We start from the raw sequence: 25,734 nt of genomic DNA, 5'->3' as shown, positions 1-25,734 counted from the left end.
CTGCCCCCGGCGATTTCCCCACCCCCACCATTCCCGCACCCGGCACAGGAGCCCGCATGGAGCACGCGACGATCCGCGATGTCGCTCGCGTTGCAGGCGTCAGCGTCAAGACGGTGTCGCGTGTGCTCAACAAGGAGCAGTACGTGGCGGCCGCGACCCGGGCGCGCGTCGCGGCGGTGATGCGCGACCTCGCCTACCGTCCCAATCCCGCTGCCCAGGGCCTGCGGCGCTCGATCGCGGGCTCGATCGCCTTCGTCTGCGAGGACATCTCCGAGCCGTTCGCCGCACAGCTGGCCCGGAGCATCGAGCACGAGGCCGCCGAGCGGTATGTCGTGATCGTCTCCTCGATGCTCGGCGACCCGGGCCTCGAGCAGCGCACGATCGAGACGCTCGCGTCGGGCTATGCGGACGGCATCATCCTCGCACCGACCCCAGGGGCGAAGACCTACCTCGCCCGCCTTCCCCGCGGCGTCCCCGTGGTCTGCCTGGATCGCCCCGCCCGCGACTTCGCCAGCGACACCGTGCTCACCGACAACGTCGGCGGCATGGCATCGGCAGTGTCGCACCTGCTGAGCCAAGGGCACACCCGGATCGCCTACATCGGCGACGGCACGGACGTGTTCACCCAGCGCGAACGCCTGGCCGGCTACCGGCTCGCGTTGGAGGACGCCGGACTGCCGGCGGACGACGAACTCATCTACCAGCACACGCCCGATGCATCTCGCCTGCGGAAACACCTCGCCTGGCTGAGCCAGATCCGCCAGCCGCCGACCGCCTTCGTCTCGGCCAACTCGCTCACCACTCTCGCGCTCGCGCACGCCGGGTTCGATGTCGGATCCGACCGGTTCATCGCCTTCGACGATTTCCCGCTCGCCGACGTCTTCCAGGGCGGGATCAACGTCGTGGCGCAGGATGCCGATGCGCTCGGCGCCGAAGCCACACGCGCGCTCCTGCGGCGCATCGAGACCGACGAGGGTCCGGTGCGCACCATCCGCCTGGGAACCCGCCTCATCCTCAGAAAGCCCGGATCCGCGGATCCGGGCGACGAAACCGGACGTGCGGATCCGGCCGATCGAACCCGATCCGTGGGCCCCGCCGAAGAAAGCGAGCAGTCATGACCCCCCACACCTCTGACGGCACCGCCGCACGCGACACCGCCCTGAGGGCGGCGACGTCGGCCGCTGACGTGCTCGTCGTCGGCGAAGCCCTGATCGACGTCGTCCACCGAGCCGACGGCAGCGTCGACGAGAACCCCGGCGGCAGCCCGGCGAACGTCGCGCTGACGCTCGGGCGGCTGGGAGATCGGCCCGTGCTCGTCACGGCGCTCGGCGACGACATGCACGGTGACCGGATCCGCGCCTGGCTGGCCGCATCGGACGTCGAGGTCGCCGCGACGACGATCGCACGCACCTCCACGGCTGCGGCGACACTCGCCGCGGACGGTTCGGCCACCTACGATTTCGACATCGAGTGGCGCCTGGAGGACGATCACAGCCTGCCGGAAGCCGGGGTCGTGCACACCGGCTCGATCGCGGCGTTCCTCTCCCCCGGCCGCGACGCCGTCCTGCGCCTGCTGGAGAGGCGCCGCGACACCGCGCTGCTCACCTTCGACCCGAACATCCGCCCCACGCTCGTGGGTGATCGGGAAGAGACTCGGCAGATCGTCGGGCGCTACATCGCGCTCGCCGACGTCGTGAAGGCCAGCGACGAGGACCTGGAGTGGCTGTACCCGGGTCAGGACGCCCTCGCCTCCGCCGCCGCGTGGCAGTCGCGAGGACCTGCCATCGTCGTGGTCACCCTGGGCGGCGCCGGGGCCGCCGCGATCACCGATCACGGCGTCGTCACCGTTCCCGGCCGCCCGGTCGACGTGGTCGACACGGTGGGCGCGGGAGACACCTTCATGGGGGCGCTCATCCACGGACTGCTGCGTGCGGGCCTGGGCGGGGCGGACTCCCGCACGGAACTGCGCGCCCTCACCGCCGATCCCGTGACCAGTCTGCTGAACCTGGCCGCCACCGCTGCGTCCGTCACGGTGTCGCGTCCCGGCGCCGACCCGCCGCGGCTCGCAGAGCTCCCGGAGCGATGACCGCGATCGGACCCGCCGATGCGAAACCGATGGTCGTCAAGAAGGCTCCCAGCGCACCCATCGCGTCTGTCGCCGCGCCGGCCACGGCGGTGCCCATCGCGCCGCCCACCAGCATCCCGCTGCTGAGCCAGCCGAAGGCCTCGGCGACGTCGCGCGCATCCACATCCGTCGAAACTGCGCTGTACAGTGCGGCGACGGCGGGCGCGAATCCGACACCGGCGAAGAAGACCGCGCACGTCAGGGTCAGATCCTCCGGTGCGACGGCGGCGAGCACCGTGCACACCAGCACCCACGTCGTCAGCGCGATCAGTGACCGCCGACCGGAGACACGGCGTCCGAGCGCAAGGCCACCCAGCAGAGAGCCGAGCGCGCCGCTGCCGAGGACCAGCCCGGACAGCGGGTTGTCACGACCCACCCGCACCAGGACGCCCACCTGCATGGCACTGAACGTGGCGACGAGCAGGAGGCTCGCCACCACACCGACGAGGACGGGACGACTCAGCAGCGTTCGCCCGAACCGAGCCGGGCTGCGCCCGATCCGGAACCCATTCAGCGCCGGCGCACTGATCAACCAGGCGCCTCCTCCCAGGATCACGGCAGAAGCGACCACGAGCGGAGTCGAGCTGCTGATCGCGCTGGCCAGCACCGCGGTGAACGTCGGACCGATCACCCACAGCACCTCCTGACTCGAGGTGTCCAGCACGAAGAGCGGATGCAGCAGTTCCGGCGAGACCAAGCGCGGATACAGCGCCCGCACGGCAGGCATCACGGGAGGGACCGTCAGTCCGGCGACCGCCGCCAGCAGGCACAGCAGGAGCACCGACGCCGGCAGGAATGAGATCCCGAGCAGAGTCGCCGCGCACACGATCGTCGTGCCGACGAGCATCGGGCGCACTCCCCAGATGCCCAGCAGTCGAGCAGCCACCGGACCCGATACGGCCTGCGCGATGCTGAAGACCCCCAGCACGAGGCCGGCTTGTGCGTAGCTGCCCGTCCGCGCACTGACGTGGATGAGCAGCGCCAACTCGATCATCCCCCAGGGCAGGCGCGCTCCCAGCTGCGCGGCAGTGATGCGCGCCACGCCTTTCGCGCGCAGCACACGCAGGTAGGTCTTCACAGAGTCGACAGCAGGCGGGGAACATCCGCCATATCGTCGAAGATCACCGTCTGCTCCCCTTCGAGACGTTCCGCTGGTGTCGCTGCGGCGTACCCGAGCACGCGCATCCCTGCGGCCCGGGCCGCGTGCACGCCGAACGGGCTGTCCTCGACGACGACGCACGCCGCCGGGGCGACCCCCATGCTCTGCGCCGCCCACAGGAAGACATCGGGGGCAGGCTTGCCCCGGGCGACGTCCTCGGCACTGAAGATGCGACCGTCGAAACGCGTCAGCAGGCCCGTCACGTCCAAGGAACGGCGGATCCTGTCATGCCCGCTGTTGGACGCCACGCACGTCGGCACGCTCAGTCCCTCGAGACACTCATGGATCCCGGGGATCGCCTGCAGTTCGGTCTCCAGCGCGCCCGTGAACCACGAGCGATAGCAGTCATCCCAGCCTGGTTCCAGCACACGCCCGACGAGCTCGGCGACCCGCGCCGTGTAGACCTCCGTCGAGGCTCCCGTGAACTCCTCCAGCGCCCGGGAGAGCGGGAGCTCGCAGCCCAGGTCGGCCAGCACACGCTGGCTGACCCGGGCGGAGAGCGTCTCGCTGTCCACGAGCACTCCGTCGCAGTCGAAGATGATCAGTTCGATCGGCGCCTGCACACCTGCGGGCATTACTTCCCGACTCCCTCGGCCAGGCCCCGGACGAAGAATCTCTGGGCGGCGAAGAAGAACACGATCATCGGAAGCGTCGCGATCGTCATCCCGGCGAAGATCATCGGATAGTTCGTGGACAGCTTGGAAGCGAGGTTCGCCAAGCCGACCGGGAGAGTCATCGTGTCTGTGCTGCTCACGAAGATGAAAGCGAAGAGGTACTCGTTCCAGGCGAACAGGCAATGCAAGATGATGGCCGACACGATGATCGGCATGGACATCGGAAGGGTGATCCGCCAGAACTGCTGCGTCCGGGAACACCCGTCCAAGAGCGCCGCCTCATCCACCTCGGGGGAGAGATCCACCATGTAGGACCGGATGAGGAAGGTCGTGAAGGGGATCCGGAAGGCCGTGTAGAGGATCGTGAGTCCGAGCAGAGAGTCGTAGATACCCAGCCCTTGCAGGATCCGCAGCAGCGGGATCAGTGCCACGGTCGGCGCGAGCATCATCCCGCCGACGATCAGGAACAGCGCCGTGCGGGAGAACGGGATCGTGAGCTTGGTGAGCCCGAACGCCGCCCACGCGCTGATCAGCGTGGTGGCGATGATCGAGGCGAGTGTGACGATCACGCTGTTCCACAGGTAGCGGCCGACGCCGAGGTTCCAGGCGTCGACGTAGTTCTTCCAGAACAGCGTGGTGGGCAGGCCGAACGGATCGGCGAGGAACTGCTGATTGACCTTGAGGCTGCTCAACACCATCCAGATCAGCGGGACGACGACCAGCAGCGCCGTCACCACGAGCACGCCCCAGATGAGCAGGCGGAACAGAATCCCGGCGAAGCGGATCCTCGACACGCGCCGGCTGTCGATCGGAGTCACCACTCCACCCTCCTCCGGCGCGAGATCCACAGTTGCACGACCGCCAGGACGGTGGTGATCAGGAACACGACCGTGGCGATCGCTGCCGCATATCCGAACTCGTTATTGATGAAGCCGGCGTGGTAGAGCCAGGTACCGAGCACCTGAGAGCTGTTGTTCGGTCCGCCGGCGGTCATGACCATCACCTCGTTGAACACCTGGAACGCGCCGGTCACCGTGACGATGATGAGCAAGGTGCTCATCTCCCTGACGAGCGGAGTGGTGATCGACCAGATCCGGCGGATCGGGCCCACCCCGTCCAGGTCGGCGGCGTCATACAGCTCACGCGGGATGCGCTGGATCGCAACCGAGTACAGCAGCGTCGTGTAGCCGAAGCTCTGCCACTGACTCATCACGATGATCGCCCAGATCGCGGTCGATTCCTGGCCGAGCCATGCCTGAGTGAACTGACCGAGCCCCAGGACGCGGAGGAACTCGTTGAGCAGGCCGGTCTGCGGCTGATAGATGAAGTAGAACAGCAGGCCGGCGACGGTGAGCGAGATCGCCGACGGGATGAAGTAGATCGCGCGGAGGATACCGCCGCGCGTGCGCACATACGTCTCGACCAGGGCCGCCAGCACGAGCGCGCCCGCCACCTGGAAGACGAGTGAGACCACGGCGTATGCGGTGTTGTTGAACAGTGATCGCCAGAAGATCGGGTCGTTGCCGGCCTTGGCGTAGTTGGCGCCGCCGACGAATTCGGGGATGGGCTTGAACACCGACCACTGGAAGAAGCTCAGGTAGATGTTCTCCAGAAGCGGGTAATAGACGAAGACAGCGATCAGCGCCAGGCCGGGAAGGACCCAGATCAGGGCCCGCCAGCCGCCGATCGCCCGGAGGGGCGAGCGGCGGCCGACGGGGCGCTGTCGCCGCCCGCGACGACCACTCGATTGAGTGATCAGCGTTTCGGTGACAGTGACGTTGCTCATGGACGGAGCCTGATCAGTTCGATCCCGCAGCAGCCTGCTGCACGGACTTCATGACGCTCTCCGGGGTACCGGTGCCACCGACGAGCGCCTCGCCGCCGGCGAGGTACGCCTGCGCGACCTGGGGCGCCGCGACGGTGTCCAGCCAGATCGCGAGACTCGACGCCTTGCCGAGCTTGTCCATCGCATCGACGATCTGCGGCTGCGTGGTCGCGGTGTCCAGCGAGTCCTTCACGGGGCTCGGATAGCCGCTCATGAGGTCGGGCAGCTTCGCCGCGCCTTCCTTGGACACCACGAACTTGAGGAACGCGACGGCGAGCGCCGGGTTCTTCGACTTCGGGTTCACCATGAACAGGTCCGGAGCGCCTACGAGCGCACCGGCCTCGCCCTTGGCGCCGCTGGCGACCGGAAGCTGGAACAGACCGAAGCCGTCCTTGTCCGCCTGCGTGTCCTTGAGCAGGCCGATCTCGAGCGATTCGAGGTACATCATGGCGGATTTGCCGGCCCCGAAGCCGACCTGCGCGTCGGTGTGGTCGATGCCGTTGCCGGCTGTGCCGGTGGTGGTGCACTGGCTGATCAGCTGGGTGAACTGGTCGAGCGCCTTGACGTAGCCCGGGTCGGTGAAGGCTCCCTTGGGCGAGGAGTAGTCCTTCGCGAGGGTGGCGGAGGGCACGTTGTAGGCGTTCAGCTGCGTGACGAAGTGCAGGGCCGGCCAGCCGTCCTTGTTGCCGAAGTTGACGGGAGTGATGCCCTTCGCCTTCAAGGTCTTGCAGGTGCTGAGGAGGTCATCGAAGGTCGTCGGCACGGCGAGCCCGTTGTCGGCGAAGATCTTCTTGTTGTACATCATGAACTTCCCGTCGAGGTCGACAGGAACGCCGTAGTTCTTGCCGTCGTACTCACCCGCGCCGACCGCAGACGGAACCAGCGAGTCGTACCAGGAAGTGCCTTTGCCGATGGCCGAGGTCAGATCGAGCGCGAGCCCCGCGTCCACGAATTGCTTCGCGTACGAGCCCGGCCAGGAGAAGTAGATGTCCGGGATGCTGTTGGAGGACGCCAGCACCTTGATCTTGTCCTTGTAGCCCTGGTCGGACTCCTGCTGGACCTTGACGGTGACTCCCGGGTGTGCCTTCTCGAACTCCTTCGCCATCTCGGGGAAGTACTTCGCGACCGACGGATCGGAGAACTTGTTCACCATCGAGATGGTTCCCGAATAGTCGACTTTGTTCAGGTCCACCGACGAGGTGCCGCCGCCCGTAGCAGGGCCGGAACAGCCGCTGAAGACCAGCGCGGCGCCGAGAGCGCCCGCCAGAACTGCCGCTTGCCTTCGTACTCTCATGTTCGGACTCATTTCTTGTCTGTGGTATGGGCCGCCGCCGCGGTTGCTGGCACTCTAGGCAGGCATTGAGACCGGTGTCAATCATCAAAATGTAACGGTTCCCGCGGTGCACGTCCGACCGCGCCGCTTCGACGCCCTCCTGCGGCGCTGTCAGGCCCGTCGTTTGGCGGAAATTTCGAGAATCCCGAGCAACAGAGCTCTCCCACATCTTGACTTAAATTCATCAGATGACTCAGACTCTTGTCTGACAACAGTTACATCGATTCTCGAGGAGGCACGACTCTTGCTCAATTTCGACACCGAACGTTTCGTTCGCATCCAGACCGGCGCGCTCGCGCTCAGCGAACCCCTGCAGCACGTCATGGAGACGCTGCTGGCCGACGGCGCGAACAACCTGTTCTTCCTGGGAGCCGGGGGGGCGGGCAAGCTCATGGAACCGGCGGCACAGCTGATCTCCCGCCGGAGCGAGTTCCCCGTATATCTGGAGAACGCCGCAGAGCTCGTCGCAGTCGGGTCGGTGAATCTCGGCGAGCGCTCGATCGTGGTCATCCCTTCGCTATCCGGCACGACGCGTGAGGCCATCGCCGTCCTGGAATACGCGCAACAGCGCGGCGCGCGGGTGATCAGTCTCACCGCGCACGCCGATTCCCCCGTCGCCACCCAGGCCGACTACACCTTCACGGCGTTCGCCGAGGATGACACCTCGTCGGAGTCGTTCTACCTGCAGTCCCTCGTGATCGCCCTGTCGGTGTTGAGGGCGCTCGGCCGCGCCGACGACGTGGATGCCACGATCGCCGAGCTGCAGACGCTGCCCTCGCTCCTGGTAGACGTCAAGAAGGCGTTCGAGCCCACAGCGCAGGAGATCGCCCAGGCGATCCAGCACGACCCGTATCACATCCTGACGGCCGCCGGCCCGCTGTGGACCGAGGCGTGGTATTACGGCACCTGCATTCTCGAGGAGATGCAGTGGATCCGCACCCGCCCGGTGCACGCCTCGGATTTCTTCCACGGGACCCTCGAGCTCGTCGAACCGGGCGTGAGCGTGATCCTGTTCAAGGGCGACGACGACTCGCGCGCCCTGGCCGAGCGGGTCGAGCGGTGGGTGCCTTCGGTCACGGACCGGCTGACGGTGATCGACACGGCCGAGTTCGTCCTTCCCGGCATCTCGCCGGAGGTGCGTGCGCTGATCCCGCATGTGCTGGTCGCGACAGTGCTGGAGCGAGTGAGCGCGCATCTGGAGGTGCTGCGCGATCACCCGTTGACGACCCGGCGGTACTACCGTCGGCTGGACTACTGACAGCATTTCGACGATGGGTGCGCGATACACCGTGGTCGGCGACAACACGATCGACCGCTATCTGGACGGGCCGGTGCTGGTCGGCGGAAACGCGCTGAACGTCGCCGTCCAGCTTCGGCTGCTCGGCGCGCCTGTCTCCTACTTCGGGGCCGTCGGTGACGACGAGGACGGCCGGTTGATCGCAGGCGCTCTGCGCGCTCGCGGCGTGGACGCCGACGGCCTCACGACCGTTCCCGGCGTCACCGCCGTGACCGAGATCCGGTTGACCGCACTGAACGATCGGGTGTTCGAGCGGGAAGAGTTCGGCGTGACCGCCGCATATCGACCCACCGATGCGGAGCTCGACCGGATCGCAGAGCACGCGTGGGTGCACATCGGCATGCTGCCGAATGCGCCGGAGTTCGTGCAGCGCCTGCGATCTCGCCCCGGGCGTCGGACCATCAGCCAGGACTGCGCGGTCTCTGCGGGATTCGCCGGGCTCGACGTCGCTTTCTGCTCCGCGGGGGAGCAGGAGGATCAGGCCCAAGACCTGGCACGGCGGGCGCTCGCCGGAGGAGCGTCGCTCGCCGTCGTGACGCGAGGCGCGGCGGGCGCCCTCGCGACCGACGGCGAGCGCACCTGGCGGTGCGCGGCGCTTCCGATCGACGTCGTCGACACGACCGGCGCCGGCGACGCCTTCATCGCGGGCTTCGCAGCCGCCCGATCGGTCGGCGCCCCGGTTGACACGGCACTGGACTCCGGTGCGCAGACCGCCGCACGTGCGTGCACCCATCTGGGCGGCTTCCCGCAATGACCCCGCTGCCGGGATGACAAAATGGATGCCGTGAGCACGCCGTCGTCAGCACCATCCCTGCGCCAGACGATCAGCGCGATGATCGTGGACGACGGGCTGGGGCCGGGCGATCGCCTGCCGACGGAGGCCCGGCTCGCCGAGCAGTTCGGTGTCGCTCGATCCACCGTGCGCGAGGCGCTGAAACGTCTGGAGGAAGAGGGCCTCGTCGAAGCGGTGCAGGGCAAAGGCCGTTTTGTCTCCGCGCTCGCCGGGACCATCGTGGAGCGCCCGATCACGCGCTACGAGGGTGTGTCGGAGATGCTCACTCAACTGGGATACCACGTGACGACGTCGGTGTTCTCCGTGACCGAGGTGGGCGCTGATGCACGGCAGGCGGAGAGCCTCGCGGTCGCGCAGGGCACCGCGCTGATCCGCGTCGCCCGCTTGCGCTACGGCGACGCAGAGCCGCTCGTGTTCAGCATCGACCACGTGCTGCGCGATGCTCTCCCCGGCCCTCTGGAGCACCGCGACTGGTCCGCGCCGCTGACGCACGCCCTGGAGGCGACCGGTCAGCAGATCACCTCATCGATCGCGCGGATCAGCGCGGTCGAATTGCCGATCGAGATCGCTCGCAGGCATCGCCTGACCGGTCTCGGACCGTGGCTGTTGATCACCGAGACCTGCGTGACCCGCGCAGGCCGGCGCGTCGTGCTCGCGCAGGACTACCACCGGGGCGCGGCGATCGGGTTCAACGTGCGCCGTCAGCGCTGACCCCCGGTATCGGGAGGCGCCGCGACGGAGGAGCGCGAGATCAGCGTCGTCGGGATCGTCTGGACGACTCGCTCGCCGTCATCGCCGCCGATCCGGGCGAAGGCATGCTGTGCCGCCGCCCGTCCGAGCTCGACCATCGGCTGAGCGATCATCGTCAGGGGCGGGCCCATGACGCTCGCCCACGAACTGTCGTCGAACCCGATCAGCGAGACATCGCGCGGGTGCTGGAGCCCACGCTGGCGGATCGCGCGCAGAGCCCCGACCATGGCGTCGGTCTCGGTGGTCAGCAAAGCCGTCGGCGGATCCGTGATCGCGAGCATCGCCCCGACCGCGCTCACAGTCGACTCCTCGTTGTGATCGCTCCGCGTCACGAGGAGCGGATCGATCCCGATCCCCGCCTCGTCGAGGGCGTCGACGTACCCTCGCAGCCGTTCCGCCTCGCTCCAGAGCCATGTGTCGGCGGCGGCGAGCAGCTGTTCCCGGTTGAGCGGTCGACGCCGAAGCGCGGGGCCCCAGACGAAACCGATCCGCCGGTGACCGGCTTGGATGAAGTCGCGAACAGCGCTGCGGGCGGCTTCCCGGTTGTCGATGACCACCGCGTCGAGGTCGAGTCCCGGCACCATGCGGTCGATCAGCACGATCGGGATCCTGCGACTCATCGCCTCCAGGATGTGCGTGGTCTCGCGCGGCAGGAGCGCGGCTGACGCGAGGATGATCGCGTCGACCTGCTTGTCCATGAGCACGCCCAGCGCCGCCTGCTCTCGCCCGACCTTCTCGTCCGCGCTCAGCACGATCGCCGTGTACTCCGTCGCGTCGCACGCATCCTCGATGCCGCGGATCACGCCGGCGAAGAAGGGGTTGCTGATGTCGGCGACGATCACACCGAGCGTGTGCGTGACGCCGGTGGTCATGCTGCGCGCGAGGCTGTTCGGGCGATAGCGCAGCTTCTCCGCAGCCGCGAGAACGCGCGCGCGCGCCTGCGGGCTCACGGCTCCGTAATTGCCGAGCGTTCGCGCGGCGGTCGCTTTGCCGACACCCGCCTCGGCGGCGACCTCTGCGATTGTGGGCGACGTCGAAGGCCGGGATCGTTCGGAGCGCATCACTCCCCCCTTCTGCCGATGCGGAACACCCTTTCTACGCTACTCGCCCGCCGCGGCACCGACGGGCGAGTAGGGACGCCCGTGCCCGAAGGCACCGTCGACGAAGCACTGCTCGGCAGCGAAGGCCGAACCAGCCGCGAGCGCAGCGCCGATCGCGGCCGGTGGAGGCGTGACGCCTTTCCGCCAGCCGTGCTCGAGCATCGTGCAGACGAACGCGGCGAGAAGGGCGTCTCCGCATCCCATGGTGTCGGCGATGGGCCGAGCGTCATCGAGCGGGACCGCTGCGGCGTGGTGGAACTGCAGGCCGTCGAAGAGGATCGACCCAGATGCTCCGCGCGTGCCCAGGGCCAGGCGCGCGCCGCGCGCCACGACCTCCCGAAGAACCTGCTCCGTCTGCGGCCGGGTGAGGTGCGAGCATGACAGGAGAGCGAGGTCGAGGTGCGCCGCCACGCCCGCCAGGTACTCCGCCGAGCGGAAATGATCTTCGCTGGAAAGGTCGTATGAGACCAGCGCCCCGGTGCGGGCGAGCGCCGGCAGCTCGGGCTCCGCACTCGAATAGACACTGGAATGCACCAGGTCGAAGCCCGAGACGTAGGCGAGGTCCGCCTCGTCCAGGATGATCGGCTCGCGGACGGTCACGCCCCCGTCGTTGCCCCCGAGGAACACACGGTCCCCGTCGACCACCTCGACCATGGCGATGCCGGTCTCACCGTCGCGCACGACCGAATGCGAGATATCGAGGCCGATGCCGGCGAGTTCGGACCGGAGGAAGGCGCCCTCCGCATCCGATCCGAACACGCCCATGTATGCCGCATCGGCTCCCCGCTGCCGGGCGAAGACCGCGAGATTGACGCAGTTCCCGCCCGGGTAGTCCACCTGTCGGTCGACGAAGCGATCGATGACGTTGTCACCGAATCCGAGGACCTTCACGGCAGCGGCCATCAGTACTCGACAACGCGGTAGTAGCGACGCACGTCGAGGGGGTGATTGCGGATGAGCTCGAGATGCTTGCTCAGCCGGCTGGCCGCCGTGCCGATCACGAGCGGCGAGAGCAGCGCGCGGAACTCCGGGGCGATCCCCTCCAGTGCGTAATCGGCGGTGTCGAAGATGGTGACATCATCCGAATACTGTTCCACGAAGTTGCGCACACGGTCCATGAGCGGACGCGTCTGGTCCTCGCCGTAGAAGAGCAGCGTGGTGGTGTCCCGCTCGATGAGCTCGAGCGAGCCGTGGAAGAACTCGGCCGCATGCACACGCGTGGTGTGCAGCCACTGGCACTCCTCCAGCACGCACATCGAATACAGGTAGGCGTAGCCCCAGACGTTGCCGGACCCGACCACGAACAGGTACTCGACGTCCTTGTGCTTGTTCGCGAACACGCTCGCCTTGGGGTCGGCCTTCTTCGCGACGTCGACCAGCAGCGACGGCAGCAGCGCGAGCTGATCGGCGAACGCGTCGTACGCGTCGAACTCGCCACGACGGTGCAGCAGACCCGTGGTGAGCAGGAGCAGCTGAATGTCGTACGAGTGCGCGCCGGAGAGGAAGACGTGGTCGAGCGCAGCGGCGAACGGACTCTCGGCCTCCCCGGTGAACCCGACCGTGACGGCGCCGCGCCGCTTGGCCCACTCGATGGCGCTGTTCACGTCGGGCGTGGACCCGGTCGCCGATGCGAACACGGCGAGGGAGCCCTCTCCGAAGGCGGTGTCGGGAGCCAGGATGAACTCCTGCGCGATGGCGGCGGTGCCCGGAAGGGTGGACGTCGTCTGGAGCTGGAGGGCGTAAGGCATCATCTCGGCATACGATCCACCGGCGCCGAGGAAGTAGACGTTCTTCACCCCGTCTCCGAGCTGCGCGACCAGCGCCTCGATCTGCGGACGCAGCGCCACGGCGCTGGCGACCTGGGCTGTGAATTCTTCCTCGTTGAACTTGAGCACGGCTGGGTTCCCTTCATCGCTCATTCTTGATGGTGAGACCGGTATCACCACGAGGAGACTTTCACATCCGCGTTGCTCGGTCAAGTGACGATTATTTGTCGGACAAGCTTCGCCTCGCCTGGTCGAAGGGGATACCCTTTGACGCCGGGCGCGGAGTCGGGTTACGGTGACTGATACCGGTCTCAATACGCGCCGGATCACCGAGGAGCAGAGGACTGCGATGCCATGAGTGAGCGCCAGCCGCCGAACGGCAACGGTGCGATCCGGACCGCGGTCGTGGGCTTCGGCACCTCCGGACGGGTATTCCACAGCCCATTCCTCGCGGACTCGCCCGACTACTCGCTGGACGCGATCGTGACCGGCGACGCCCACCGCGCCGCCGGTGCAGCACGGCGCCATCCGGACGCCGTCATCCTCCCCACGGTGGATGATGTCCTCGCGAGAGCCGCGGATCTCGATCTCCTCGTGATCGGCTCACCGCCGGCCACCCATGCGCCCATCGCGACCGCGGCGATCGACGCCGGTCTCGACGTCGTCGTCGACAAGTCGTTCACCGTCACGTCCGCGGAAGGCCGTGCCCTCATCGCGCACGCGGCGCAGGCGGGCCGTCGCCTCACGGTCTTCCAGAACCGGCGGTGGGACGGCGACTACCTGACGGTGCGCCGGCTCGTCTCCGAGGGCGTGCTCGGCGAGATCACCCGGTTCGAGTCCCGGTTCGAATGGTGGAAACCGGCCCCGCGGCAATCCTGGAAGACAAGCGCCCGTGCCGCCGAAGGCGGAGGAATCCTGTACGACCTGGGCGCCCATGTGATCGATCAGGCGCTGATGCTGTTCGGTCCCGTTGACGAGGTCTATGCGGAACTCGCGACACGACGACCTGGCGCCGTCGCGGACGACGACGCGTTCGTCGCGCTCCGTCACACCGACGGCACCACGTCGCACCTGTGGATGAACGCGCTCGCGCCGCAGCCCGGTCCACGTTTTCGGGTTCTCGGCTCCATCGCCGGCTACACCAGCTGGGCCTGGACGGCCAGGAGGCTGCACTCGATTCGGGCGCTTCGCCGCGCAGCCCGGGGTTCGGTGAGGCCCCGCCTGCCCGCTGGGGAATGCTCGGCGTCGAGGGCGCGCAGAACGCCGTCCGCACCGAACGCGGCGATTACGGCGCGTTCTACCGACGGCTCGCCGATGCGCTGCGCGACCGCGGCGACCTCCCGGTCGATCCGGCCGATGCCATCGCCGTCCTCGACCTCATCGAGCGGATCCAGACCGATATCGACCCATTGAGCCCGTCCCCGCAAGGAGCCTCATGACCATTCAGCAGCCTCAGCACGTCGTCGTCCTCGGCGGCGGGATCATGGGATCCTCGACCGCCGCGCAGCTGACTCGCCGAGGGGTGCGCGTCACGATCGTCACCGAGGCCGGCCTCGCCAGCGGCGCCTCCGGTCGATCGCTCGCCTGGCTGAACGCCGCCGGGGACTGGGCGTTGCCGTACTACCGGATCAGGACGGCCGGAATCGACCGCTGGCGCACGTGGGCGGCCCAGCATCCGGAATCCGGACGCTATCTGCGCTTCACGGGTGGATTGATGTGGGCGGACGAGGACGACGGCGAATCGCTGCGCGATCTCTTCGCGATCCAGCGGGAACGCGGCTACGACGCGCGCTGGGTCGAGCGCGCGGAGATCTCCGACGTCGCCCCCGGAGTCGATCCGTCCTCGGTCGCCGCCGAGGGGGCGATCGTCAACGCCGGCGAGGGCTGGGTCGATCTGCCGTCCGTCATCGCAGAACTCACGACGCAGACCATTCACGGTGGCGGCGCCGTCATCGAGAATGCCGGGGCATCCCGACCGATCATCGCGGGCGGGCGCGCGGTCGGCGTTCGCACCGCGGAGGGTGAGGAGATTCGGGCCGACGCGGTGCTGCTCGCCACCGGACCGTCCGTCCCGCATCAGCTCGACGAGCTGGGCGTGCACATCGGCACGGCGAGCCCCGCTGCCTTCGTCGCTTTCACGTCACCCGTCGACACCGCACTGACGACGACCCTGAACACACCGCATGTCGCGATCCGGCGAACCCCCACCGGCGGTCTGGCGATGGATTCGGGCTGGTCGGAGCGGTCCATCGAAATCGCCGACGATGGGTCGTTGCAGATCGCGGACGCCGTCGTCGAACGCCTGCTGCACGAGGGCAGCCGTGTCCTGGCGGGGCACCCGAGGCTGGAGCTGGAGCACATCGGATCCGGCTATAAGCCCGTCCCCGCGGATGGCGAACCCGTCTACGGGCAGATCGAGGAGATCCCGGGACTCTACGTGGCGTTCACCCACAGTGGCGCCACCCAGGGACTGATCGCCGGAGAGCTGCTCGCCGACGAGATCGCATACGGATCCATCTCGCCGCTCGTTTCGGCGTTCCGCCCCGATCGTTTCGCGTAGCGCGGGCGGGCTCTGGCAACGCCGCGGCGATTCAGAGGACTGCGCCCTCCCCCGCCCACGGCGGACGCACATCCTCGGTCAGGGGAACCACGACCGGCCGGGTGTCATCGAGTGTCCACTCCGGCAGAGCGAGGCGTTCGCCGCCCCGCAGCGCGGACTCGTGCGACAGGATCCCGGCGCACGTGATGTTCGCGGCGCGGACCGCGTCGGGATATGCCGGCTCCTCGCCCAGCGCCGCCATCAGCAGGTGATGCGCGAGGTGCGGGTGCGAGCCGCCATGTCCGCCGCCCTGCGTGAACGAGCGGTGCGTGCGGTCGTCCCCTTCGTCGCTGTTCCCGTAGACGCCCGCGCGGGTGAAGGGACGGACGGCTTCGGGCAGCCGGTCCGCGTAGTCGGGGATCTCCACGTCGAAGGGCGTCTCGCCGAGGTGGATCCGGTGCGGACCGTTCTCGACCTGAGCCCACTCGAAGCTCCGTATGGCCCCGTACACGTCGAAGCTCTCGCGGTACTGCCGCGCCACCGCCCACAGGTGCCGGGTCACCTCGGCGCCGACGTCGGATGCCAGGAACCTCAGATGCGTCGATTCGAGCGCGTACGGGGATCCGTAGGCACTCCTCATGCCGGCGAAGACGCTGCCCGACCCGAGGGCCTGAACGGACTCGACCTGGTGGTCCGCAATGCCCAGCACGGGCGCGATCGCGTGCGTGGCGTTGAACATCGGCGGCATGCCGTCCCAGTACGACGGCCAGCCGGTCATGTCCTGGTGGTGCGAGGACCGCAGGAACTGCAGCGCACCGAGTCGCCCGTTCCGGTAGAGATCCTTCACGAAGAGGAACTCCCGCGTGTAGAGCGTGGTCTCCATCATCATGTAGGTGAGCCCTGTGCGGCGCTGCGCCCGCACGATGCGATGGCAGTCCTCGACAGAGGTCGCCATCGGGATCGTGCAGCCGACGTGCTTGCCCGCTTCGAGAGCCGCCACGACCTGATCTGCGTGCAGTTGCAGCGGAGTATTGATGTGGATGACATCGATCAGAGGATCGCGCAGCATCTCGTTGTAGTCGGTGTAGCGCACCTCCACGCCGTACCGGTCGCCGATTACGTCGAGATGGCTCCGGGTCCGCTGGCAGATCGCGTACATCTCGGCGCGAGGGTGCTGCTGATAGATCGGGATGAACTCGGCGCCGAACTCAAGGCCGACGACGCCGACGCGCAGAACGCGGTCGCTGGTCATGATTCTCCGTGACGGATCATGCACTACTCGTTGGTCGCGCCGGTGACGGCGCCGCCGACGAGGAAGCGCTGGGAGAGGAAGAAGACCAGGATCGACGGCAGCGCGGCGATGACCGAGGCAGCCATCAGCTCATTCCACTGCACGCCGTACTGGCCCATGTACTTGTAGAGGCCCACGCTCACGGGCTGCATCGTCTGGTCCGTCAGCAGCGTGAACGAGAACAGCAGATCCCCCCAGCCGGCGACGAAGTTGAATGCTGAGACGGTGACCAGCCCGGGCAGCGTCAGCGGGAGCACGACTCGCCACAGGGCCCGCCCGCGCGAGCAGCCGTCCAGCCACGCCGCCTGCTCGACCTCCACCGGGATCCCGGCGAAATAGGGCCGCAGCAGGAGGACCGTGAACGGAACCGCCTTCGCCAAGGGCGAGGCGCGCAGCTGGACCGACCACCTGCTGTGGCACCACGCCGCGCACACGGTCGACCTCTTCGCGTACCAGGCCGGAAAGATCGTTCAGGCCAACGCGATCCAGGGTCCGATCCACCCCGTGCTGGGCATCGCCATGGACATGTCCATCCAGTTGAAGGCGGAGTCGGGGGCGATCTGCACGCTGTCGCTCTCTTTCAACAACGAGGGCCCGTTCGGTACGTTCTTCCGCTACATCGGCGACACCGCGACCTACCTCGCGCCGCCGACGCCGGGTTCAACGTCGCGGGCTCGCCCTCGACGATTCCCCATGTCACTTTGTCGACGGGCTTCGTGCCGGCCGGCTGCGCGTTGATGGGGGTGATCTTGCCGCTGTTGCCGTCGGCCGCGTTGCCGCCGGTCCGGGGCGAGCACGCGGTCAGAGCAAGCGCAGCGACGCACGCGAGCGCGCCGACCGCAATTCCGATTTTCTTCATGGTGCTGTTCCGTTCGGAAGGATGAATGAATGAATGGATGAGGGTGAAGCGGGGTCGAGCAGTTGTTCAGTTCTCGGGTGCGTGGTACTCGGGTATCTCGGTCAGGTGAGCAGGTAGACGCGGATGCAGACCTGGCCGTTGTCGTCGCGGGCGAGCCCGACGAACTGGTTCTCGGCCAGCCAGCGGTGCTGCGGGGCGTCGGTCTGGAAGACGGGCGCGGTTCGGAAGTACAGGCCCGGCTCCTCCTCGGGGATGTCTTCGCCGGCCTCCATGCGCGCGATCTGCTCGGGCGTCGCCCGGAAGTAGCCGCGGTTGATGATGTCGATGACGGCGCCGTCCTCCGCCTGGATCAGGTAGCGCGCCTCGAGCTGAGCGGTGCCGAAGCGCTCGACGGCCCAGTCGCCGCCGCCCGAGAGCACTGTTCCCGTGAGCCGGGGTCCCGCGACACTGCCGCCGGTGACCGGCGTGAACGAGAGGTGCTCATCGGGACCGCGGCCGATGTGCACGTCGGGCGCGATGCCCGCGCGGATCTCGAAGACGTATTCCAGGGTGGGCTCCATCACGGCAGCTCTCCTTCCAGGACGGTGAGGGTCAGGCGGAAGGCGTCGGCGCCGCCGAGCACGAGCGACTGACGGTTGACCCGCATCTCGCCGCCCGCCCACGGGTCGGATCCGGTGCCGCTCTGCGGCAGGAACTCGGGATAGTCGCTGCTGCTCACGTGCACGCGCAGCCGGTGCCCCGCACGCAGGCGGTAGCCCACGTGACCGAGGTCGATCTGCAGCGTGCCGGGCCCGGTGGCCTCACGCAGCTGCAGCTGGCCGCGGGCGATGCGCAACGCGGTGCCGTCGGGGGCGACGTCGAGCAGGCGCACGAAGCAGTCCAGGACCGGACCGTCCGAGGCGACATGGGCCGACGCCGTCACGGGACCGGCGAGGTCAACGTCCGCCGCGAGCACGGGCCCGTCGAAACGCAGCACGTCGGCGCGCTCGCCGATCGGCGCCTCATCGGGCAGCGTGAGCAGGTATGCGAAGGCATCCGGCACGCTCGACGGGTCGAGATCCGCCGGGTCGTGGATCCACTCCCTGGTCGCAGCGTCGGACGGTCGCTCGGCGACGAGGCCGCCGTCTGCCGTGGCATAGCGGGTCAGGGTGCGCACGCCGGCCGGCGGCCACGTCGCACTCTCGCGCATGCCCTCGGTGCCGGCGAGGTTCCAGGAGACGCGCGGGATGTCGGCGGCGGCGCCGTTGCCGCGCACGAACACCTCGAAGAACGCGAGCGCCGGATCCAGGGTACGCGGCAGCAGCGCGCGGATCTGCTCGTCGCTGCGCTCCATCACACGGTCGCCGTCCGCCTCGATCAGCTGGAAGCTCTCGTGGTCGATCGGCTCGATGCGCAGGTAGTGGTGCGCGTCCCAGTTCGGGTGCTGTTTGATCGCCTCGACGTCCGCCCAGCTCAATGGCGCGCAGTTGTCCCACCAGCCGATCGTGTGCAGCGCCGGCACCGAACGCCCCGCGAATGCGCTGCCCTGCGGGAAGCGCGGCAGCAGCACGGGGTTCGGGTACCACTGGTCGTACGACAGCCCGCGGCGGCCGGCCTCGACCATGAACTCCTCGGCCTGGGCGGCGAAGTCGCGGCGCGAGTCGTCGAGATCCCAGTACATGGCGTCATTGTCGAAGAACTGCGTGAGCGGGTACATGTATGTCACGCCCCACTCCACCCCGCGGGTGCGGTCGCCGTCGTGGCGATGCACCGGCTCGCCTAGCTGGGTGCCGGTCACTCGCGGCGAGATCGCCTTGAGCGCCGGGTGGCCGCTCGCCGCGGCCGCCCACTGCGTGTAGCCGTAATAGCTGTCGCCCCACATCGCCACCCGGCCATTGGACCAGGCCTGCTGGGTTATCCATTCGATCGTGTCGTAGCCGTCGTTCACCTCGTTCACGAACAGCAGCGCGTCGCCGGAGGAGCGGAACTTGCCGCGCACGTCCTGCGCGACGACTCGGTAGCCGTGCTGCGTGAAGTACTCGGCGATGAACGGGATGAAGCAGTACTCGCCCGATTTGTCGTACGGCAGCCGGATCAGGATGGTGTCGCCCGGGGTGGTGTCGGCAGCGTCGGGGGCGCCCGGCAGATACACGTCGGCCGCCAGCAGCACACCGTCGCGCGTGCGGATCCGGGCCGCGTACGAGAGCGGGCTCTCGGGCGCCGGGGGGATGCGGACGACGTCGGGCATGTCACTCCTTCGAGACGGCTGCGATGCCGGATTGCTTCGCGGGTGAGACCCAAGGTATGGACCCGTCGGTAAATAGTCAAGTCCGACTAGACTAGAATTCACACGGTCGTTACATTGGCCTGGAACAGGCATCCCGTCCTCGTGGTCTCCCGCAGACCTCGCGGCGCATGCCGAACGCAGACAGGAGACACTCATGGCACGCCCCTCGGTCGCCGCAGAGCGTCGGGAGCAGATCCTCGATGCGACGATGAACACGATCGCCGAGCACGGCATCAACGGCACGACGCTCGATCGCATCGCCGATGCGGTCGGCATGTCCCGCGGGCACGTGCGGCACTTCGTCGGCAATCGCGACCGACTGCTGCTTGACACGGCGATCGCCGTGTTCGCGGATGCCACCGGGCACGTGGGCTCCATCCTCCCGGCGGACGTGGCCACCATCGACGACGCCCTCGACTACCTCTTCGGACCGACCTTCAACGCTCCCGACCGCGAGAACGCCGTCGTGCTCGGCCTGGTGGAGCTCTCCCGTACGACACCCGAGATCGCCGATGTGCTGACGACCGCGTACTCCGCGACGCGCGTGCAGCTGGCCGACCTCGTCGCCGCCGCGAAGCCGGCGGTCTCAGCCGATGCCTGTGTCACGGCCGCGTACGGCGTCCTCACCTGTGCGCTGGGATCGGTGTTCCTGGGCGATTTCGACGCGGATCCGACGCGCATGGAGCGTTCACGCGCTGCCGCGGAGGCACAGCTCGCCGCGCTCTGAGCGCGACGGGCCTGCCGCGCGAAGCGGTGACCGGATCGTCAGGAGACGACTCGTCAGGAGACGACGGCGAAGCCCCCGGTCCAGCTGATCTGCTCGCGCACCGCGAGCACCATCTGCAGGTAGCCGAATGCTTCGAGTTCGCGCGCCCGCTTGAGGGACCCCGCGTCTGCCACCGCCAGGCCGCCCGCTTCGACGAAACCGCGCACGAGCGCCTTCGCATCGTCGTCGTCACCTGCGAGGATCACGCGCGTGGTCACGCCGCCGACCGCGCCCGCGGCGAGGGTTGCGGCGAAGGTGGTGTTGAACGCCTTGACCACGCGGGCGCCGGGCACGAGCGCGGCGAGCTGGGCCGCGGCGGACCCATCCGCGGGCACCACGAGCCCGTCGAAGGTCTCGAAGTCGACCGGGTTCGTGATGTCGACGAGAACCTTGCGGTCGAGCTGCGTGCCGTAGGCGGCGGCGATCTCGGCGAGTGCCGGGTAGGGCACGGCGAGCACGACGACGTCGCCGGTCAGGGCATCTCCGATCGCCGCAGCGGTGCCGCCGAGGCGCTCCGCGAGCTACACCGCGCGCTCGTCACGGCCGACGATCTGCACGTCGGCCCCGCCTTTCGCGGCGACACCCGCGATCGCCGCCCCCATGTTCCCGGTGCCGATGATCGTGACCGTGCTCATGTCGCCCTCGTTCGTTGAAATGTCGTCGCAACGACTCTGCGCGTGATGAAACGCCTTCCCGCGTCGAATCTACTCCCGCGGGCGCGCAAGCACAGGAGCGAAACAAACCGGTAACGAGTTCATAACGGGCTTTGCGTCAACGCGATTGACGTCCGTAGCTTCACATCAATCGATTGACATCCCGGATCAAACGATTGATGTATCGCTCACCACCACGCGACAAGGAAGCCGTCATGGTCACTCTGAAGGATCTCGCCGCTGTTGTCGGCGTCTCCCCGTCAGCGGTGTCCCTCGTGCTGAACGACCGCCACCACGGACGGGTGAACGAGCAGACCGCCGCGCGCATCCGGCAGGCGGCGGACAGCATGGGCTACGTCCCGAACATCCTCGCCCGGAGTCTGCGCACCCGGCGCACGCACACGATCGGCGTCCTCTCCGACGGCGTCGCGTCCGTGCCGTTCGCCGGAAGGATGCTCGAGGGCGTGCAGACCGCGGCCTGGGACGCCGGGTACCTCGCGATGATCATCGACACGACGAACCGGACCGAGCTCGCCGCCCAGTCGTCGAAGTCGCTGCTGCAGCGCGACATCGAGGCCATGATCCTCGCGGTCGAGTACCCCCGCCCCGTCGTGCTTCCGGCGGCGCCTCCGACGATTCCGCTGGTCGTGCTCGACGGATGGCCGGACGACGCCGCGAAGGCCGACAACGTCGTGCCGGACGAGGTCGGCGGGGCCTACGCCGCCGTCACTCATCTGATCGACGCCGGCCACACCCGGATCATGTTCTGCAACGTCGGCGGCGACGTCTTCATCGCCTCCCGGCTTCGTCAGCAGGGCTATGCCCGCGCACTCGAAGGTCGGGGCATCGCCGTGGATCCTGCCCTCATCGTGATGCTCGAGGATCCGAGCACGACGCACGCCTATGACGTTCTCCGTGTCGTGCTGTCGCGCCAGGACCGCCCGACCGCCGTGTTCTGCTTCTCCGATCAGATCGCCCTCGCCGCCTACCAGGCCTGCACCGACCTCGGGCTGCGGATTCCCCAGGACCTCTCCGTGGTCGGCTTCGACGATCAGCGCTACATCGCCGACGCGATCCGGCCGGCGCTGACGACCGTGCGCCTGCCGCATATCGAGATGGGGCGGTGGGCCGCGCAGCGCGCCATCGACCGGATCCACGGCGACGTCACCGGCCCGGCCGAGACCGTCACGATCCCGTGCCCGCTCATCCCCCGCTCCTCGGTCGGGCCGCCCGGTCACTGAACCGCACTCCCCCGTCCGGTGTCGTCCCCGCGACACCGGTGTCCGGCGCGCCCTCGCGCCGCTCGCAAGAGGAATCCCTCACACGACGGATCCCGCACCACCTCGAAAACAAAGGAGAAATCCCCATGGCAACCATCACGCGCACCGCGCGACGCGTGGCCGTCGGCATCGTCGCCGCGGCGCTCGCGGCGACCTCGCTCGCCGCCTGCAGCAGCAGTGGCGGCGGCTCGTCCGAGAGCGGCACCTTCACGATCCTGCAGTATGAGGATCCGACCACCGCGCAAGGACAGGGCTGGCAGCTCGCGTTGGAGATCTTCAAGAAGAAGCACCCCAAGGTCAAGGTCGACTTCCAGACGACGAGCTTCGACGCAATGCGGCAGAACGCGAAGATCACCCTGACCGGCGACAAGGTCCCCGACGTGATCGAATACAACAAGGGCAACGCCGACGGCGGCCAGTTGGCCAGTCAGGGCCTGCTCGAGCCCCTGACCGACCAGGTCAAGAAGTACGGCTGGGACAAGAAGATCACCGGCGGCATGCAGTCGTTCGCCAAGTACAGCGACAAGGGCCTGGCCGGATCCGGTGAGTGGTACGGCATCCCCAACATCGGCGAGTACGTCATGTTCTACTACAACAAGGCGCTCTTCGCGAAGGCGGGGATCACCTCCGAGCCGAAGACGATGGACGAGTTCCAGGCCGACATGGACAAGCTCGTCGCCGCCGGGATCACCCCGATCTCCAGCTCCGCGTCGACGAGCCAGGGCTTCAACCAGATGTGGGTCTGGTATTCGCTGGTCTCCGCGCAGGCGAACCGCAACTCCATCGACGACTACATGTTCTTGCGCAAGCCGGTGGACTTCTCCAAGGCGCCGTGGAAGGACGGCGCAGAGCAGTTCCAGTCCTGGATCGACAAGGGCTATGTGGGCACCCAGCTCGGCGGCCTGAACTTCGAGCAGGCCACGGTGAACTTCCTCAGCGGCCAGAAGGCCATGCTGATCTGGAACCAGGGCACGTTCGAGCGGATCCGCAAGGACGCGAGCTTCGACTGGGGTTACTTCACCCTGCCGGGCGCGAACATGCAGATGGGCTCCAGCGGCCACCTGTGGGGTGTCCCCGCCAACGCGAAGAACAAGGACCTCGCGTACGACTGGATCAACACGACCCTCAGCCCCGAGGTGCAGAACAAGATCGGTCAGCTCGGCGGTCTCCCCCTGGCCGGCGACGCCTCGACGATCACCGATCCGGTCACGAAGGCCTTCACCGAGCGGTTCAACGAGCTGGTGAAGAACAACACGCTGTCCTACTACCCGGACTACCCGGTGCCCGGTTTCCTCGACTTCATCCAGTCGAACATGCAGGCGATGTCCAACGGCAACCTGAAGGCCGATGAGTTCACCGCCAAGCTGCAGAAGTTCTACGACGACGGACGCAAGACCGCACTCGCAGGCTGATCGACCGAGGGGGTCGATGGATCCGTCAGCGATTCATCGACCCCCGCGGAACATCCCTGGAAGGAGAACCCTCATGACAACGACACCAGCCCTCGGACGCCGCCGTCCGCTCGAGCGGCGCGGCACCTACTGGCTGTACCTGATTCCGCTCGGCGCCGGCTTCCTCGTCGTCGTCGCCGCCCCGTTCGCCATGAACGTGTACACCAGCCTCTTCAACTGGAAGGGCGGCCGCGCCCCGATGCGCTGGGCCGGCCTGCAGAACTACGTCTCGCTGTTCTCGGACGCGTCGTTCTGGCACTCGTTCCAGAACACGCTGGCCATGATCGTCGCGATCACCGTCATCCCGACCCTGATCGGCGTGCTCCTGGCCGCACTGCTGTTCGACTACCTGGGCCGCCGGTTCGGCGACAAGGTCATCGCCGTGATGCGCGCGACGTACTACGTGCCGCAGATCCTGCCGATCGCCGTCGCCGGATTCATCTGGGCCTGGATCCTGGACACGCAGAAGGGATCCATCAACCTCGCCCTGAAGGGGCTCGGGGTCACCTCCCCACCGGACTGGCTGGGCAACCCGAGCATCGCGATCTACGCGGTCATGCTGATGCTCATCTGGCTGCAGATCGGATACCCGGTCGTGATCTTCATCTCCGCGCTGCAGCGCGTGGATCCCGAACTGTACGAGGCCGCCGAACTCGACGGCGCCGGGTGGTGGCGCCGGTTCCAGGCCATCACGATCCCACAGATCCGCCCCGAGATCTTCGTCGTCGTGCTGACCGCCACGATCGCCGCCCTCAAGGTGTTCGCACCGATCCTCATCCTCACCGGCGGCGGGCCCGAGGAGTCCACGATCGTCCCGTCCTACTACGCGTACCGCAACTTCTTCGAGCTGTCGCGGGTCGGATACGGATCCGCGATCGCGACGGTCATGTCCGTCGTCATCTTCATCGTCGCCGCCGTGATGCTCACCTGGCAGCAGCGCGAGAGCCGCAAGGAGAACCTCTGATGTCCGCCACTTCCACACTCCTGAACCCCACGGCGTTCAACAAGCCGCACCGCACGCCCATGAACTGGGTGATGCTCGGCGTCGCCGTGCTCGTGGCCATCATCATGGCGGCGCCGTTCCTGCTGCTCGTGCTGAACGCCTTCAAGACCAGCGCGGACTACTCCACGCACGGCCCCCTGGCGTGGCCGACCACCTTCACGTTCGACGCGTTCACCGCCTACCTCAACCGGGTGAACTTCCCGCTGGCGTTGTGGAACTCGGTCCTGAGCTCCGCGGTGATCGCCTTCGCCGGCACCGGGCTCGCCCTGCTCGCCTCCTACGCGATCGGCATCGGCCGGATCAAGGCGCACACCGCGGTGACCGCGATCCTGCTGATCGCGACGATGGTGCCGCACGAGGCGCTGATCTACCCGCTCTTCTACGGCGCCCAGGCCACCCGCACGCTCAACACGGTCTGGTCGATCGTGATCGTGTTCACGATCCTGTATGCGGCGTTCGGCACGTACATCCTCTCCAGCGTGATGTCCACGTTCCCGCGCGAGGTGCTCGAGGCGGCATCGATCGACGGCGCAGGTCACTGGCGCATCCTGTGGCGCGTCGTGTTCCCGATCGTGCGCCCGACGCTGTCGGTGCTGGTCGTGTTCATCTTCATCTGGTCGTGGAACGAGTTCTACATCCCGCTGATCCTGCTCGCGGATCCGGCCTCCCAGACCGTGCCGATCGCCCTGTCCACCCTGCGCGGGCAGCACTCGATCGACATCACGGTCGTCAACGCCGGCTCGCTGCTGTCGCTGATCCCCACGCTGGTGTTCTTCCTGATCTTTCAGCGCACCATCAGCCGCGGCGTCACCGCCGGCGCCGTCAAGTAACCGCACCTCACCAGAACGACAGAAACGAGAACGA

Annotated in this window: 27 protein-coding genes; 13 read left to right on the top strand and 14 right to left on the bottom strand. The window is 67.7% G+C overall.

The genetic code is table 11. From position 1 onward, the window contains the following. The first annotated feature begins 56 nt into the window (after positions 1-56). Together WFJ01_RS16735 and WFJ01_RS16730 are read left to right on the top strand one after the other, a co-directional pair. On the top strand, positions 57-1,118 hold the full coding sequence (locus tag WFJ01_RS16735) for a LacI family DNA-binding transcriptional regulator (protein WP_336629735.1): 1,062 nt from the start codon (positions 57-59) through the stop codon (positions 1,116-1,118). Next, the gene (locus WFJ01_RS16730) at positions 1,115-2,086 is read left to right on the top strand and encodes a carbohydrate kinase family protein (protein WP_336629734.1); all 972 of its coding nucleotides are present in this window, start codon (positions 1,115-1,117) and stop codon (positions 2,084-2,086) included. Before WFJ01_RS16735 ends, WFJ01_RS16730 begins: the two co-directional genes overlap by 4 nt. Here the strand turns inward: WFJ01_RS16730 and WFJ01_RS16725 are convergent. Genes WFJ01_RS16725 through WFJ01_RS16705 form a run of 5 tightly spaced genes read right to left on the bottom strand, consistent with a single transcriptional unit; the run spans position 2,028 to position 7,017 of the window. Next, positions 2,028-3,203 (bottom strand): MFS transporter, encoded by a 1,176-nt coding sequence (locus WFJ01_RS16725; RefSeq protein ID WP_336629733.1) that lies wholly within the window; start codon positions 3,201-3,203, stop codon positions 2,028-2,030. The genes WFJ01_RS16730 and WFJ01_RS16725 overlap by 59 nt on opposite strands. Then, on the bottom strand, positions 3,200-3,859 hold the full coding sequence (locus WFJ01_RS16720; protein WP_336629732.1) for an HAD family hydrolase: 660 nt from the start codon (positions 3,857-3,859) through the stop codon (positions 3,200-3,202). Before WFJ01_RS16720 ends, WFJ01_RS16725 begins: the two co-directional genes overlap by 4 nt. Then, entirely contained in the window at positions 3,859-4,719 is an 861-nt protein-coding gene (locus WFJ01_RS16715) for a carbohydrate ABC transporter permease (RefSeq protein ID WP_336629731.1), read from the bottom strand. The genes WFJ01_RS16720 and WFJ01_RS16715 overlap by 1 nt, the downstream gene beginning before the upstream one ends. After that, positions 4,713-5,684 carry a carbohydrate ABC transporter permease gene (locus tag WFJ01_RS16710; RefSeq protein ID WP_336629730.1) on the bottom strand — a complete coding sequence of 324 codons (972 nt, stop codon included), beginning with the start codon at positions 5,682-5,684 and terminating at the stop codon, positions 4,713-4,715. Before WFJ01_RS16710 ends, WFJ01_RS16715 begins: the two co-directional genes overlap by 7 nt. 13 nt (positions 5,685-5,697) lie before the next feature. After that, positions 5,698-7,017, bottom strand: coding sequence for an ABC transporter substrate-binding protein (locus WFJ01_RS16705; protein ID WP_336629729.1), 1,320 nt, complete (start codon positions 7,015-7,017; stop codon positions 5,698-5,700). 283 nt (positions 7,018-7,300) lie between these two features. Between WFJ01_RS16705 and WFJ01_RS16700 the strand changes: the two genes are divergently transcribed. The 3 genes from WFJ01_RS16700 to WFJ01_RS16690 are packed head-to-tail and all read left to right on the top strand — an operon-like array spanning position 7,301 to position 9,857. Then, positions 7,301-8,314: an SIS domain-containing protein gene (locus WFJ01_RS16700; RefSeq protein ID WP_336629728.1), complete on the top strand. Its 1,014-nt coding sequence runs from the start codon at positions 7,301-7,303 to the stop codon at positions 8,312-8,314. Positions 8,315-8,327: 13 nt separating this feature from the next. Then, positions 8,328-9,107: a PfkB family carbohydrate kinase gene (locus WFJ01_RS16695; protein ID WP_336629727.1), complete on the top strand. Its 780-nt coding sequence runs from the start codon at positions 8,328-8,330 to the stop codon at positions 9,105-9,107. Between the two features lie 30 nt (positions 9,108-9,137). Continuing rightward, on the top strand, positions 9,138-9,857 hold the full coding sequence (locus WFJ01_RS16690) for a GntR family transcriptional regulator (protein WP_336629726.1): 720 nt from the start codon (positions 9,138-9,140) through the stop codon (positions 9,855-9,857). Here WFJ01_RS16690 and WFJ01_RS16685 read toward each other — a convergent pair. From WFJ01_RS16685 to WFJ01_RS16675, 3 genes are read right to left on the bottom strand one after another with little or no spacing between them, the layout of a single operon-like run. Then, positions 9,848-10,957 (bottom strand): LacI family DNA-binding transcriptional regulator, encoded by a 1,110-nt coding sequence (locus WFJ01_RS16685; RefSeq protein WP_336629725.1) that lies wholly within the window; start codon positions 10,955-10,957, stop codon positions 9,848-9,850. The genes WFJ01_RS16690 and WFJ01_RS16685 overlap by 10 nt on opposite strands. A gap of 39 nt (positions 10,958-10,996) precedes the next feature. Next, a complete protein-coding gene (locus WFJ01_RS16680; protein ID WP_336629724.1) occupies positions 10,997-11,899 on the bottom strand; it encodes a PfkB family carbohydrate kinase in 903 nt (300 codons plus the stop codon). After that, entirely contained in the window at positions 11,899-12,915 is a 1,017-nt protein-coding gene (locus WFJ01_RS16675; RefSeq protein WP_336629723.1) for an SIS domain-containing protein, read from the bottom strand. Before WFJ01_RS16675 ends, WFJ01_RS16680 begins: the two co-directional genes overlap by 1 nt. A 201-nt stretch (positions 12,916-13,116) precedes the next feature. Here WFJ01_RS16675 and WFJ01_RS16670 point away from each other — a divergent pair, with 201 nt between their 5' ends. Further along, complete coding sequence (locus WFJ01_RS16670) at positions 13,117-14,175, top strand: Gfo/Idh/MocA family protein (protein WP_336629722.1); 1,059 nt, start codon at positions 13,117-13,119, stop codon at positions 14,173-14,175. A 22-nt stretch (positions 14,176-14,197) separates the two neighbouring features. Next, complete coding sequence (locus WFJ01_RS16665) at positions 14,198-15,322, top strand: NAD(P)/FAD-dependent oxidoreductase (protein WP_336629721.1); 1,125 nt, start codon at positions 14,198-14,200, stop codon at positions 15,320-15,322. A 31-nt stretch (positions 15,323-15,353) separates the two neighbouring features. On the opposite strand, the gene WFJ01_RS16660 is transcribed toward WFJ01_RS16665, so the two are convergent. Both WFJ01_RS16660 and WFJ01_RS16655 read right to left on the bottom strand, forming a co-directional pair. Beyond that, positions 15,354-16,553: a Gfo/Idh/MocA family protein gene (locus tag WFJ01_RS16660; protein WP_336629720.1), complete on the bottom strand. Its 1,200-nt coding sequence runs from the start codon at positions 16,551-16,553 to the stop codon at positions 15,354-15,356. Between the two features lie 23 nt (positions 16,554-16,576). Next, entirely contained in the window at positions 16,577-16,972 is a 396-nt protein-coding gene (locus WFJ01_RS16655; RefSeq protein ID WP_336629719.1) for a carbohydrate ABC transporter permease, read from the bottom strand. Between WFJ01_RS16655 and WFJ01_RS16650 the strand changes: the two genes are divergently transcribed. Beyond that, a complete protein-coding gene (locus tag WFJ01_RS16650) occupies positions 16,950-17,330 on the top strand; it encodes a hypothetical protein (protein ID WP_336629718.1) in 381 nt (126 codons plus the stop codon). The two genes, WFJ01_RS16655 and WFJ01_RS16650, sit on opposite strands and share 23 nt — an antisense overlap. A 222-nt stretch (positions 17,331-17,552) precedes the next feature. Here WFJ01_RS16650 and WFJ01_RS16645 read toward each other — a convergent pair whose 3' ends face one another. Together WFJ01_RS16645 and WFJ01_RS16640 are read right to left on the bottom strand one after the other, a co-directional pair. After that, the gene (locus WFJ01_RS16645) at positions 17,553-18,011 is read right to left on the bottom strand and encodes a DUF3237 domain-containing protein (protein ID WP_336629786.1); all 459 of its coding nucleotides are present in this window, start codon (positions 18,009-18,011) and stop codon (positions 17,553-17,555) included. After that, a complete protein-coding gene (locus WFJ01_RS16640) occupies positions 18,011-19,678 on the bottom strand; it encodes a CocE/NonD family hydrolase (RefSeq protein ID WP_336629717.1) in 1,668 nt (555 codons plus the stop codon). Before WFJ01_RS16640 ends, WFJ01_RS16645 begins: the two co-directional genes overlap by 1 nt. A gap of 193 nt (positions 19,679-19,871) precedes the next feature. On the opposite strand from WFJ01_RS16640, the gene WFJ01_RS16635 reads away from it, so the two are divergent. After that, entirely contained in the window at positions 19,872-20,444 is a 573-nt protein-coding gene (locus tag WFJ01_RS16635) for a TetR/AcrR family transcriptional regulator (protein ID WP_336629716.1), read from the top strand. A 53-nt stretch (positions 20,445-20,497) separates the two neighbouring features. Here WFJ01_RS16635 and WFJ01_RS16630 read toward each other — a convergent pair whose 3' ends face one another. Continuing rightward, the gene (locus WFJ01_RS16630; RefSeq protein ID WP_336629785.1) at positions 20,498-20,959 is read right to left on the bottom strand and encodes an NADPH-dependent F420 reductase; all 462 of its coding nucleotides are present in this window, start codon (positions 20,957-20,959) and stop codon (positions 20,498-20,500) included. Positions 20,960-21,004: 45 nt separating this feature from the next. Then, positions 21,005-21,118, bottom strand: coding sequence for a 3-hydroxyacyl-CoA dehydrogenase NAD-binding domain-containing protein (locus WFJ01_RS16625; protein ID WP_336629715.1), 114 nt, complete (start codon positions 21,116-21,118; stop codon positions 21,005-21,007). A 233-nt stretch (positions 21,119-21,351) separates the two neighbouring features. Here WFJ01_RS16625 and WFJ01_RS16620 point away from each other — a divergent pair, with 233 nt between their 5' ends. The 4 genes from WFJ01_RS16620 to WFJ01_RS16605 all read left to right on the top strand — a co-directional run bounded on the left by WFJ01_RS16620 (position 21,352) and on the right by WFJ01_RS16605 (position 25,700). After that, entirely contained in the window at positions 21,352-22,377 is a 1,026-nt protein-coding gene (locus WFJ01_RS16620) for a LacI family DNA-binding transcriptional regulator (RefSeq protein ID WP_336629714.1), read from the top strand. A 125-nt stretch (positions 22,378-22,502) separates the two neighbouring features. Beyond that, complete coding sequence (locus tag WFJ01_RS16615) at positions 22,503-23,828, top strand: ABC transporter substrate-binding protein (RefSeq protein ID WP_336629713.1); 1,326 nt, start codon at positions 22,503-22,505, stop codon at positions 23,826-23,828. Positions 23,829-23,901: 73 nt separating this feature from the next. Next, entirely contained in the window at positions 23,902-24,831 is a 930-nt protein-coding gene (locus tag WFJ01_RS16610) for a carbohydrate ABC transporter permease (RefSeq protein ID WP_336629712.1), read from the top strand. Further along, a complete protein-coding gene (locus WFJ01_RS16605; protein ID WP_336629711.1) occupies positions 24,831-25,700 on the top strand; it encodes a carbohydrate ABC transporter permease in 870 nt (289 codons plus the stop codon). Before WFJ01_RS16610 ends, WFJ01_RS16605 begins: the two co-directional genes overlap by 1 nt. The last annotated feature ends 34 nt before the right edge of the window (positions 25,701-25,734 follow it).

It is taken from the genome of Microbacterium sp. MMO-35 (assembly GCF_037147555.1).
Classification (GTDB): Bacteria; Actinomycetota; Actinomycetes; order Actinomycetales; family Microbacteriaceae; genus Microbacterium.
The sequence above is the reverse complement of the archived record's forward strand: the minus strand, read 5'-3'. Positions and strand labels throughout refer to the sequence as shown.

What these genes read in the sequence shown, in the direction of transcription:
- WFJ01_RS16735 (WP_336629735.1), top strand. Translation starts at nt 57, where the DNA reads ATGGAGCACGCGACGATCCGCGATGTCGCTCGCGTTGCAGGCGTCAGC.
- WFJ01_RS16730 (WP_336629734.1), top strand. Translation starts at nt 1,115, where the DNA reads ATGACCCCCCACACCTCTGACGGCACCGCCGCACGCGACACCGCCCTG.
- WFJ01_RS16720 (WP_336629732.1), bottom strand. Translation starts at nt 3,859, where the DNA reads ATGCCCGCAGGTGTGCAGGCGCCGATCGAACTGATCATCTTCGACTGC.
- WFJ01_RS16710 (WP_336629730.1), bottom strand. Translation starts at nt 5,684, where the DNA reads ATGAGCAACGTCACTGTCACCGAAACGCTGATCACTCAATCGAGTGGT.
- WFJ01_RS16705 (WP_336629729.1), bottom strand. Translation starts at nt 7,017, where the DNA reads ATGAGAGTACGAAGGCAAGCGGCAGTTCTGGCGGGCGCTCTCGGCGCC.
- WFJ01_RS16695 (WP_336629727.1), top strand. Translation starts at nt 8,328, where the DNA reads ATGGGTGCGCGATACACCGTGGTCGGCGACAACACGATCGACCGCTAT.
- WFJ01_RS16685 (WP_336629725.1), bottom strand. Translation starts at nt 10,957, where the DNA reads ATGCGCTCCGAACGATCCCGGCCTTCGACGTCGCCCACAATCGCAGAG.
- WFJ01_RS16680 (WP_336629724.1), bottom strand. Translation starts at nt 11,899, where the DNA reads ATGGCCGCTGCCGTGAAGGTCCTCGGATTCGGTGACAACGTCATCGAT.
- WFJ01_RS16675 (WP_336629723.1), bottom strand. Translation starts at nt 12,915, where the DNA reads ATGAGCGATGAAGGGAACCCAGCCGTGCTCAAGTTCAACGAGGAAGAA.
- WFJ01_RS16670 (WP_336629722.1), top strand. Translation starts at nt 13,117, where the DNA reads ATGAGTGAGCGCCAGCCGCCGAACGGCAACGGTGCGATCCGGACCGCG.
- WFJ01_RS16665 (WP_336629721.1), top strand. Translation starts at nt 14,198, where the DNA reads ATGACCATTCAGCAGCCTCAGCACGTCGTCGTCCTCGGCGGCGGGATC.
- WFJ01_RS16660 (WP_336629720.1), bottom strand. Translation starts at nt 16,553, where the DNA reads ATGACCAGCGACCGCGTTCTGCGCGTCGGCGTCGTCGGCCTTGAGTTC.
- WFJ01_RS16645 (WP_336629786.1), bottom strand. Translation starts at nt 18,011, where the DNA reads ATGGAGCCCACCCTGGAATACGTCTTCGAGATCCGCGCGGGCATCGCG.
- WFJ01_RS16640 (WP_336629717.1), bottom strand. Translation starts at nt 19,678, where the DNA reads ATGCCCGACGTCGTCCGCATCCCCCCGGCGCCCGAGAGCCCGCTCTCG.
- WFJ01_RS16635 (WP_336629716.1), top strand. Translation starts at nt 19,872, where the DNA reads ATGGCACGCCCCTCGGTCGCCGCAGAGCGTCGGGAGCAGATCCTCGAT.
- WFJ01_RS16625 (WP_336629715.1), bottom strand. Translation starts at nt 21,118, where the DNA reads ATGAGCACGGTCACGATCATCGGCACCGGGAACATGGGGGCGGCGATC.
- WFJ01_RS16620 (WP_336629714.1), top strand. Translation starts at nt 21,352, where the DNA reads ATGGTCACTCTGAAGGATCTCGCCGCTGTTGTCGGCGTCTCCCCGTCA.
- WFJ01_RS16615 (WP_336629713.1), top strand. Translation starts at nt 22,503, where the DNA reads ATGGCAACCATCACGCGCACCGCGCGACGCGTGGCCGTCGGCATCGTC.
- WFJ01_RS16610 (WP_336629712.1), top strand. Translation starts at nt 23,902, where the DNA reads ATGACAACGACACCAGCCCTCGGACGCCGCCGTCCGCTCGAGCGGCGC.
- WFJ01_RS16605 (WP_336629711.1), top strand. Translation starts at nt 24,831, where the DNA reads ATGTCCGCCACTTCCACACTCCTGAACCCCACGGCGTTCAACAAGCCG.